Source organism: Ruminococcus sp., assembly GCF_017650195.1.
GTDB lineage: Bacteria > Bacillota > Clostridia > Oscillospirales > Ruminococcaceae > Ruminococcus.
The window spans coordinates 1-11125 of record NZ_JAGCFH010000071.1 but is presented as its reverse complement, the minus strand read 5'-3'; the positions used below and the strand labels follow the sequence as shown (position 1 = coordinate 11125).

The window sequence follows — 11125 nt, the reverse complement described above, 5'->3', positions numbered from 1 at the left end:
GTTATCTTCTGAATCGGGCAGAGAATATCCCACAGGAAGATCATCAGAATCTAAGCCAAATGAGAAGTTGTACCCGTCAAAGAAGTTGCCTAAACGTACAATGGCAGGGTTGGTTCTGAAACCGATGGGCTGCATATTACAGTAAATCTCGCCTTCTGGTGTGCTTTGGCTTATATTTGTCCAAATTCTTGGAATTGTTCCATCTGAAATTGTAAGGATCTCTTCCGTGTCACGGTCAACAAGGGTTACTTTCATATCTCCCGAAAGCAGTATGTTTTGTGCGTTGTTTATAACTACACAATCGGCGGTAAGAGTTTTGTTGTCTTCTTCGACGCTAGCATAACCTGCTCCAAAATTATAGGAGATCTTGTCATATCCATCCTTGACAGCCTTGTAAGCATAGATAGTGTTGATCTGTCCACCGTCAAGAGAAGCTGCAGACATTGGCGTGCAGTCGCTTACTGTTCCAAGCTCAAAGCATTCTTTTGCCTCGTCTCTCAAAGTCCAGCCATAACCTGTACCTACTTCATTAGAAAGACAGAAAACAACATAATTATCCTTTACGGATAAATGACCGTTTTTTTCTGCATACTCCCAGTATTCCTTTTCACAGTCAGGAAGCCAGCTGTAGATATCTGTTTCAATGATGTTGCATTTATCATCTACTGAAAACGAATATCGCTGATCAGGAACTGATGAATCGAAATTTCTGTCTTCCATTTCAACAGAAAATTCACCCTTTGAGAACTTAGACAGTGCGATTACATATAATTCCTTTTCACCTTTTACAGGATTATCAGAATGAGTATAGCTTCTCATATCATATCCAGAGACCGTGCTGTTATAACCCGGAAGGCTGAAATTATAACGTTCAAATTGAATTAAATTTTTAGTATCGAGAGGTTCGTATTCTCTTTGAAAAACAACACAGAGAATGCCGTCTTCAATATGTACAGCACCGTAAGTATTCCTGAATTCCAGTGCGGTATCGAAGCTTTTGGGTATCCAATCAACAGAATCCGTAATTGTGGAACCTTCTGCACATGCAGTACATGGACCAGTCACATTTACATTGCTTGTGAGCGACATGACTGCTGTAAAAACGGCAACCAATGCTGCTGCAAGTCTTGTGTGTTTCATAGAAATCACCTGCCATTCTTGAATCTTTGCAGCATTATCTGCTGCTATAATTAATGATATTTCTGTAAAACTAAAAGAAAAATGATATTTGGGAATAAATATCCTAATATATTAACGGATAAGTAAGTCGTGATGTGCGGCTGAAATCGTAAACTTTTTATGAATATATTCATGGTGTCAGAATTACTTCTTTTGTTGCTTTTTCAGGTTATATGATATATAATTAAGATATAACAATATACTTGCTTGGAGGTAATATACTATGAAACGATCATTCGAAAAAGGTTTTTTTGCACCGCTTCCAGTGCTTATTATCGGCTCATATAATGCAAATGGTATCCCCAATGCCATGAATGTAGCATGGGGCGGTCAGGTAGGAATGGGCCAGATATCTATCAGCCTTTCAGCTTCACATAAAACTACGGCAAATATCAGGCTTAATAAGGAATTTACAGTTGCTTATGCTACGGAAGAGCAGATCACTGCCTGTGACTTTGTGGGAATAGTATCTGGAAACGATGAGGAGAACAAGCTGGAAAAGTGTGGATTTACTGTTACAAAGTCAGACAAGATCAACGCACCTGTCATCGACCAGCTTCCTGTAACTATTGAGTGCAGGGTGATAGATATACAGGAGGAGTTCGGAGAGACCAGAGTGATTGCCGAGATAGTCGGTCTTAAGGCTGACGAGAATGTACTTACAGACGGCAAGGTGGATTACAGCAAGGTGGGACTTGTTATATATGATACAGTAGCAAAATGCTATAGAAAGGTAGGCGAAAGTGTAGCCGCTGCCAGAAGCGCAGGTAAGAAGTTTCAGTGAGCGGATACTCTGTAATGAATAAGCAGAAGTATAGTGCAGCTGAAACTATATAAAAAGCTATACAGAAAATTAAGCGCCGAGTGACTGTCGCTTCTTTAATAAATCTTGCCGTTGATCAGTATTACTGAACATCTTGCGGAATCAACCTAAGAAGGCAGGCGGTTCATTTCTGTTGTTCAGGTGAGAAGTTTCGCCAAAATATGTCAGACTACAGTTTACATTATCTTCTTCCTGAGCTGCACAGTGTGGACAATATCACTGTATCTCAGACTTACGTTTACATCTGTGTATGAGTTGTCTGAGTAATTGCTTCTTCTTAACACGTGAATGCCAGACTGTTGAGGCAGAGCAGAGTAGCTTCAATACATCTTAGTAAAGGGAATAAAAATACTTCATATTACATGTTATGGTAAAAATCATACATTTTTGTTCGGATTGGCTTTTATTCTGCTAATAAGAACGACAGTCTAATGCTCCTTGGAAAAGGTCGTGGGAATGTCAATAAAATTTTTCAGGTTATATCGAAATCATATGAACTGATTTGTTGAAAATATATGTTTAATAGCAACTTATTTAACGCGGTCTTAACACATGTTTTTGTTTTATATTACAAAAAATATTATGTCAATTGACGTAATTGCCAAAATATTAGGAAAAATATTTACACTTTAAGTGACGTTAACTCTGTGCAACATATGCTCTTTTTTCAGCAGTCTTTGGTATAATTAAATACAGAGTCGTCGACAACTCAAAAATAATCCAGAAAAGGAATTGATCACAAAATGAAAAAAACTTTTAGAAAAATCACTGCTTCACTCGCAGCTGCAGTTATGTGCGCTCTCCCTGTAGCTAATTCATTAACAGCTAATGCAACCGCTAGTGCAAATGCACGCTACACATTCAGAAAGACTTTTGCAATTTCTGAATACAATGGCCATGAAGAAAATCCCCATGATATCGCAACTTTTGTATTTGGTGTTGCTTGCAGAACCGCTAACACAAGCGCTCCTGCCGCACATCAGATAGGAGAAGGAAAACTTACACCCGGAGGCGGTGGAGCTCCCGGTTGCTATAACGGAGGCGGTAACTTCTATCCTACAGATCATAATATTGTAGGCGGTTTGGTATCTGTACACATGTACTGCGATACTCCTTATGACTATAAAGAGATGAGTACTACAAATTACGCATACGATTCTTACGGCAATCCGGTAAACGACATTGTTGCAGCAGGTCCTACATTCCTTGTTGGAGATCTTGACTTAGACAAGGATATAGACACAGATGATTTCCAGATCCTTTTCAGAGGAATCAGCGATAGGACAAAAGATTTTAAGGAATCATATAAATTGTGTTATTTTGAGATTATGAATGTTGCAATTGGCGGCGTAGGCAGGAACTATTCTGCTTATCCGTTTGACATCAACGATGACGGATATTTAAGCTATGCTGATGTCGATATGTTCCAGAAATACTTAAGCAATTCTAATTACAGATTTGAAAACTAAGCTTTTGTAATTCAAGCCAAAATGGGGCAAAAAAATAAGTCCCCAACACGGGGCCTCGTAAAGAGGCCCCAAATTTATAGCAAAAAAACGAGCTGCACAAATCGTGCAGCTGTTTTTAGTGATATAATCAAATTACCACAAATGAATACCACTGTGAATTATAATAAACCAATTCAACTGAAATTACCAGTAGATTACCAAAGAATTATAGATATAAACGACCCAGTGTATTCTTTTTTGAAGTTTTAGATCATATTGACCTAAAAAATATCTTGCAGAGAAGGACTGCAGGACAAGTCGCCCACCATTTGATCCGGAAACTCTTTTAAGAATAATACTGTTTGCATTTATGGAATACGGATATGCATCAGCACGAAAAAAGTTTTTTTCGTGCTTGTTCGTTATACCCTGTTTATGGGAGATTTGAGAAGCTTTCAATAATTAACATGAAAAAAGCAGTTGCCCCTTCATATTATATTTGAAGAGGCAACTGTGTTGATTTGTAGGGCTGTTTTTTTACAGTTCATTTAATGCATTATATACTATGATCTTTCGGCTTTATCATTTCTTTTCAGCGGCAGCCTTCCTGCGTTCCTTCCTGTAGCCGAATGGACGCTGGTTCTTTTTGGATAGACAGAGACCAACTGTTATCCAGAAGTATGGGACAACGTTTACAACGCTGCTGTTGAAGAAAGCCTGAGCCGCATAGCCGAAGAACATTCCGAGAAGAGTCCAGTTAATGAAACGTTCCTCATCATCGTCGGTCTTGATGACTGTTCTTGTTGCGGTTACTGCTGCAAGCACAAGGAGAGAAAGATAATTTATTAGCTGCGGGACGCCTTGGGTAACAAGGTAGTGTATGTACTCATTATGCCCCTTTCCCTGGGTGAACATACCTTTTTTGTAGTTCGGGTCAAGATAGAAGGCGTGTCTGTAATTGTCTACGCCTATTCCAAAGAGCCAGTGATCAGGTACGGTCTTGAGACCTGCCTTCCAGATCGTTCCGCGGTTAGTGCCAAAGGTGCCGGTATTACCGCTCTTGAAGGCGCTTATTTCATTTGCTGAACGTTCAATCTTCCATTTGAGTCTTCCTAGTACGAGTATAGTGAACGCGGCTATCGCAGCAGCAGATGCACCGAGTATGCCGGCGCGCTTGATTATGCTGCTGAGCTTCTTCTTGTTGTATCCATTCAGTTTCATTACGATAATGGATACAATAAGGAAAAATATGAAGCCGAACACGCCAACAAGAGCAAGTCTTGCCTCGGTGCAGAGCAGGGTATAGAAGCATACCAGCGATAGCACAAAGGAAGAGTTCCTGGCGAGCTTATTCTCGGTAAAGAGGAAAATGCCAGAGGTGCAGGCGAACATAAGCACGCTTAGTCCACCGTACCAATTTGAATGCTGGAGAAGGCCGTAGCACATTTTTTTCTCGCGTATTTCCTCGGTATCATAGAAGCACATATCTATGTTCAAACCGAAGGTTTGCAGGAAGGCGACGGTGACCTGTATCAGTATAACGAGTATGAAAGCCCGAAGTATCTCTTTTTTCAGCTTTTTGTCAGTTATCATTGAGCCTGCCATCATAAAGCTGAAATATCCGACGAAATTTGTTGTCCATTCATCGTAATTGAAGCCGAAAAAAGTGGCTTCTCTGTCAAGGGTGAATGCCGCCGACAACGCCATGAATACTAGAAGAAGCAGAAATATCAGGTCCGAGGCGTAGTATTTTATGTCCTTGTGTTTAAGAAAGTGGACTGCTATACAGAAAAAAGTTGCCAGACCGACCATTTCGACAAGTGTCGGTTGACTATTGAAGGCGAGATAGTGCCTTTCGTCGAACAGCTCAGATATGGGCAGTGCGAGCATAATGAATATTAACAGCTTGCAGAATGCTTTTTCTGAGGTTATCAGCTCTGCAAGGTTGGATATTTTGCTTTTGAGTTCCTGCAATCGGAATTCCCCCTTGTCATAAATAATATATTTTATATTATAAACCAAACCGAGGTATGTGTCAAGTATCAGTCTTTAGCCTGAATTCTTGGTTCCGCAAAGGCTTATATAAAAGAATCGTTGACTTTTTGAAAGATATGGGTTAAAATGTAGTTGACAGATTATTTTTGTGAAAGGAATGAGCTTATGAAAATCATCAGACGTTTATCGTCTATTGCTGCGGCTGCGGTGACTGCTTTCACGGCTGTGTCGTCGGCTATGCCTGCAAATGCGGCGGCTACGCCCGATGTTGCGGACTATTACGAGACCGAGAACAACTGGGCAAAGCTATTGCAGTATACGCTGTATTTTTACGATGCAAATATGTGCGGTACGGGAGTTTCGGAGAACAACCGACTTTCATGGCGCGGCGACTGCCATGTCTACGACGCCAAGGTACCTATGCACCCCATTGACGACGGACATTCGGGAACTAATATGTCGGAGTCATTCATGTCAAAGTACAAGGATATACTCGATCCTGACGGAGACGGGTATATAGATGTATCGGGTGGCTTCCACGACGCCGGCGACCATGTGAAGTTCGGACTTCCAGAGGCTTATGCCGCTTCCGTGGTATCGTGGGGTTACTATGAGTTCCGCGATGCCTACACCGAGACAGGACAGGACGCTCATGTGGAAACTATTTGCCGCTATTTCTGTGACTACTTCATGCGCAGCACCTTTCGCGATGAGAACGGAGATGTTATCGCATTCTGCTATCAGGTAGGCGATGGAAGCGTTGACCACTCTTACTGGCAGTCCCCAGAGATAGATGCAATGGGACGTCCTGCGTTCTTTGCTACATCCGAGCTCCCAACCACCGACGATGTTTCCGAGAGCGCCGCAGCTCTTGCAATTAACTATTATAACTTCAAGGACACCGATCCTAAATACGCGGAGAAGTGCCTGGACTACGCAAAGGCTTTATTTGACTTTGCTAATAAGAATGAAAAGGCAGTGGGACCTCCTGGCGAGGGACCAATGAGCTTCTACACCTCCAGCAAGTGGGAAGATGACTTCTGTTTTGCGGCAGGCTGGCTCTACCTTATAACCCGTGACCATGACTATCTTGAAGCCTGCGAGAAGTATATCGACTACTATGCGCCTCCGGGTTATGTTCTCTGCTGGAACGATATGTGGAACGGCGTGGGTATCATCTTCGGACGTATACAAGATATATACCCTGAGGTATGCGAGGAGACTCGGGTGGCTATAGGCAGGGGACAGTATGAAGTCCTTGATTTCTGGGAAATGGAAGCAAAGGCGCTGAATACTGTAATGAACAAGAAACTCACTCCAGCTGGATATTTCCACCTTGACACATGGGGAAGCGCAAGGTACAATACCGCTGTCCAGTTCACGGCTCTGGTATACGATAAGTACCAGAAGGGCAAGGACAGATACAATGAAAAGAACGAGGACTACACCTTTACTAAGTGGTCCCTCGGACAAATGGAATATATTATTGGCGACAATCCAATCGGTAGGAGCTATGTTGTTGGATACGGTGAGAATTCCGTAAAGTATCCGCACCACCGTGCTGCTTCCGGACTTACTATGGCTGAGGATCCTGCAGAGCACAAGCACGTTCTTTACGGAGCTCTTGCAGGAGGACCTGATGAAAATGACGAGCATAACGACGTTACCAGCGACTGGGTATACAACGAAGTGACTATCGACTATAATGCGGCTATAGTAGGCGCAGCGGCAGGACTTTACCTCTACAAGGGCGACAAGACCATGAAGCCGGAGGAGAATTTCCCTCCTGCCGAAAAGGTGGATGATACGGAGCTTTTCTCAGGTGATGACTTCTGGGCGGCAGGCTACTGCTCCGACGCTCCCGAAAAGACAGGATCAGGCGTTACAAAGCTCACATTCTTTGTGAATACTGATTCTCTTGAACCCCATGACGACATATCCATACGCTACTATTTCAGCATAGAGGAATTCGAGAACAAGACTATTCCCGGCAGCTTCGTGCTTCAGAAGACATACGATCAGGTAGAGACTGAGGTCGCTGACAAGTCCGCTGTTCTTTCACAGCCAAAGCAGTATAAGGATGACATATACTATATCGAGATATCGTGGCCGGACTATGCTATCGCTAACTCCAACAAGAAGTATCAGCTTATAATCGGTAATTACTACGGTGAGAAGTGGGACTCCTCTAACGACTGGAGCAAGAAAGGCATGATAGACCTTACCGAGAAGGGTGAGGATTACGATAATATCGTCAGCGGAGTTGAATTTGCACAGCGATGCGAGAATGTTTGTGTATACGCGGACGGAAAGCTTATTGGCGGAACTGAGCCTGACGGCACGAAACCAGCGAAGGTTTACAAGGTGGCACAGCTTGTAAGGCTAAGAAAGATGCTGCTTGGTGATTCACCTTTCAGCAGTAAGGAAGCTGCGGAGCAGTTTGACCTCAACGGCGACGGGAGTGTTGATGTATTTGACGAGGTGGAGCTTAGGAAGCTCCTTGTAGCACAGAACTGATACAATAATAGGCGCACTCGGTGGGGCTCTGACTTTCCCACTTAAGTGCGCCATTTATTTTTTTTAAATAAAGAGTTGACAGCGAATAGTGTGCATCGTCGCAAAAATTGAACAAAAAAGTAAAAATATTGTAAATATAATCGCAGAACGTTGAAATAATATGTGAAATATGCTATAATGTAGTGAAAGATATATTTCCTGCTTATGTCATAATAAAGTGTGGTGAGATAGATGAGAGATACCTTTTCAGTTATTTTTGTAGTACTGATACTTGCCCTCGGGAGTTGTTCCGTTATAGCATACCGTTCAAGAAAGTCGAACAGCAATTCGGTGGCGCTTCTTGTTGGCTCGCTTATACCACCTGTCATAGGAAATCTTATTATCGTCAGCTCTGGTGCTAAGGAGCTTTCACTTGTCGGAGATTATATATATTTCATAGGAATGGATCTGGTTATTTTTGCATTGCTGAGGTTCACTTTTGAATACTGTGAGATAAAGTGGAAAAACGGCGCAATCAAGGCATTGGTATACCTGCTGTTGGGAGCTGATATCGTGCAGTACCTCTTAAATCCCGTGTTCGGGCAGGCTTTCGACAATGAAGCGGTAACGGTGGACGGTTTCCCGTACTACAGGCTCGTGCCGTATTTCGGACAGACCCTGCACAGAGTGCTGGATTACAGTCTTCTTGCGGTAGTTATAATAATCTTCCTCGTGAAATCAGTAAAAACCTCTCGATTTTACTCTGAGCGCTATTATGTTATCATGATAACCATGATAGCTCTTGCACTTTGGCAAGGATTCTATATATTCTCCCGGACTCCGATAGACAGGTCAATGGTGGGCTTCGGAGGCATCGGATTGCTAGTATTCTACTTCTCGCTTTACTACAGACCGCTAAAGCTTCTTGATCGTATGCTTGCGAATATAGCATCAGAAATGACAGAGGCACTGTTCTTCTTTGAGGCGAGCGGACGCTGTATATGGGCAAATTCCACCGGAACGGAGCTCGCCGGCATAAAAGAAGGGGAGTTTGAGACCGTTCCTGATAATCTTTTTGAAAGATTTGGTGACAAATACCAGTCTCAAGACGAGTTCATATCAAGATACATTATCGGCGCAGGCGATGATATAAAGTATTACGTGCTGGAAAAGCATTCCCTCCTCGACGAGAAAAAGCGCCTAGCAGGTTCATTTGTGAGCATACGCGACTATACTGAGGAGCAGCAGAAGCTCAAGCGCAAGATGTTCAACGCCACTCATGACAGCCTTACTGGACTTTATACGAGAGAGTACCTTTACGAGCGTATCCACGAGGTTATAATGGCTCGCCAGGATACAGAATATTATATTGTATACATAGACGTGCGGAACTTCAAGATAGTAAACGACATTTTCAGCAGCGAATTCGGCGACAGCGCTCTTCAATGCATCGCTGATTGGATAAAGTCGTGGATGTCCGACGAATGTGTATATGGACGCCTTGTGGGAGCTTCCTTCGGCGTGTGCATACCGGTTGAGGAGTTCGAGCCGGAAATAATAGAGGAAAAGCTTTCGCATTTCCTTGTGGATAACGGCTCTGTGGGCTATCATATCCTTATACATCTCGGAGTATACAAGCTCGTTGAGAGAGAAATAGAGATATCACTAATGTTTGACAGGGCAAATCTGGCCCTATCCACGATAAAAGACGAGTATCAGACTCATATCGCCTACTATAACGACGAGATACGCAGAAAGGTTCTGTGGGATCAGCATATTTCAACTCAGCTTACAGATGCTATCAGCAAAAGGCAGGTGTTGCCCTATTTACAGCCTATTGTTGACAAGGAAGGCACCGTGATTGGAGCCGAAGCCCTTGCGAGGTGGATACACCCGTCAGACGGTTTCCTGGCGCCAGGTTCCTTCATACCGGTCTTTGAGAAAAACGGCATGATAGTTGAGGTTGATAAGTATATGTGGCGCTGTGCCTGCGAGATACTATCGGAATGGGGCAAAAAGAACGAAAGGCTTTTCATATCTGTCAATATATCGCCGAAGGACTTTTACTTTATAGACGTTGTGGAAGAAATAAGGCGGCTGACTGAGGAGTACAGCATAGAACCAGCGCGACTGCGAATAGAAATCACCGAGACCGTTATGATGACAGAAGCGGAGTTGCGTATGAAGACTCTGAACAAATTTAGGGAAGAGGGTTACGCCGTGGAAATGGACGACTTTGGAAGTGGTTATTCTTCGCTGAATATGCTTAAGGATATGCCTGTGGACGTGTTGAAAATAGATATGAAGTTCTTAAGCAAGTCCAGGGACGACGAAAAGGCAAGGACAATACTTCAGAACATCATCAATCTCTCTGAGGACCTCGGTATAGCCGCTCTTACAGAAGGTGTTGAGACAGAGGATCAGTACAGGATGCTCAGAGAAATGGGTTGCGAGATGTTTCAGGGCTATTATTTTGCGAAGCCTATGCCTCTTGAGGAATTTGAGGAAAAATATCTTGATTGATGAATTAAAAATATTACCGATACCGCCTCTGCACAGCAGCAGAGGCGGTGCATTTTGCACTTGTTATACTCTTAAAATATAAATCAAAATAAGAGAAGTATATTTACTTTATGCGTTTAAAAGGTAAACTCATAATAGAAATATATTTGATTAAAGGCTTAAAAACGGCAAAAACCTGACCATTTATTGCTTCCGACTGGGCGTTTATTGCGCAATTGTTAAAGAACTATTTACAAAGTGGAATAATTGATGTATATTATACTTGCATATATAATGTACAGTTTATTCCGTGATGTGGAGGTATTTTATTTCATTTTCAACTAACGGAAATGAAGTGAGAAAAAGAATTGGGTGAAAACCGGGATAGACCGTATAATGCATAGAAAAAGAGAAAAAGGATTTCATTAAATTTTATAATGAGGAGTGATTTAATTTGAAGATGAGAACTTTCAAAAAGATTGTCGGAGGCACTGTCTCAGCAATGATGATCGCATCGAGTCTTCCCGTTACAGCTCTTGCTGCTGACCAGCAGACAAGAGGAAACATCGGCGGTTACGACTACGAGATGTGGAATCAGAACGGTCAGGGTCAGGCATCAATGAACCCCAGCGCAGGTTCTTTCACCTGCTCATGGAGCAACATTGAGAACTTCCTTGCACGT

General features: G+C 42.6%; 6 protein-coding genes and 1 pseudogene. 5 read left to right on the top strand and 2 right to left on the bottom strand.

Going from position 1 to position 11125, the window contains the following annotated elements:
* On the bottom strand, nucleotides 1-1140 hold a 1140-nt coding region (locus J6U00_RS02895), incomplete at its 3' end, for a hypothetical protein (RefSeq protein ID WP_296578602.1).
* 262 nt (nucleotides 1141-1402) lie between these two features.
* Between J6U00_RS02895 and J6U00_RS02890 the strand changes: the two genes are divergently transcribed.
* Together J6U00_RS02890 and J6U00_RS02885 are read left to right on the top strand one after the other, a co-directional pair.
* Complete coding sequence (locus tag J6U00_RS02890; RefSeq protein ID WP_296578600.1) at nucleotides 1403-1963, top strand: flavin reductase family protein; 561 nt, start codon at nucleotides 1403-1405, stop codon at nucleotides 1961-1963.
* Nucleotides 1964-2745: 782 nt separating this feature from the next.
* On the top strand, nucleotides 2746-3471 hold the full coding sequence (locus J6U00_RS02885) for a hypothetical protein (protein WP_296578597.1): 726 nt from the start codon (nucleotides 2746-2748) through the stop codon (nucleotides 3469-3471).
* A gap of 561 nt (nucleotides 3472-4032) precedes the next feature.
* Here the strand turns inward: J6U00_RS02885 and J6U00_RS02880 are convergent.
* Nucleotides 4033-5424 carry an O-antigen ligase family protein gene (locus J6U00_RS02880; RefSeq protein ID WP_296578594.1) on the bottom strand — a complete coding sequence of 464 codons (1392 nt, stop codon included), beginning with the start codon at nucleotides 5422-5424 and terminating at the stop codon, nucleotides 4033-4035.
* Between the two features lie 186 nt (nucleotides 5425-5610).
* On the opposite strand from J6U00_RS02880, the gene J6U00_RS02875 reads away from it, so the two are divergent.
* The 3 genes and pseudogenes from J6U00_RS02875 to J6U00_RS02865 form a co-directional block, all read left to right on the top strand.
* Nucleotides 5611-7962: a glycoside hydrolase family 9 protein gene (locus tag J6U00_RS02875; protein ID WP_296578591.1), complete on the top strand. Its 2352-nt coding sequence runs from the start codon at nucleotides 5611-5613 to the stop codon at nucleotides 7960-7962.
* A 231-nt stretch (nucleotides 7963-8193) separates the two neighbouring features.
* Nucleotides 8194-10464, top strand: a complete 2271-nt coding sequence (locus tag J6U00_RS02870; protein ID WP_296578587.1) for an EAL domain-containing protein — start codon at nucleotides 8194-8196, stop codon at nucleotides 10462-10464.
* A gap of 433 nt (nucleotides 10465-10897) precedes the next feature.
* A pseudogene (locus J6U00_RS02865) lies at nucleotides 10898-11125 on the top strand (1,4-beta-xylanase); the annotation flags it as partial.

Excerpts from the sequence above, each read along its gene's own strand:
- J6U00_RS02885 (WP_296578597.1), top strand. The coding sequence starts at position 2,746 with ATGAAAAAAACTTTTAGAAAAATCACTGCTTCACTCGCAGCTGCAGTT.
- J6U00_RS02875 (WP_296578591.1), top strand. The coding sequence starts at position 5,611 with ATGAAAATCATCAGACGTTTATCGTCTATTGCTGCGGCTGCGGTGACT.
- J6U00_RS02890 (WP_296578600.1), top strand. The coding sequence starts at position 1,403 with ATGAAACGATCATTCGAAAAAGGTTTTTTTGCACCGCTTCCAGTGCTT.
- J6U00_RS02870 (WP_296578587.1), top strand. The coding sequence starts at position 8,194 with ATGAGAGATACCTTTTCAGTTATTTTTGTAGTACTGATACTTGCCCTC.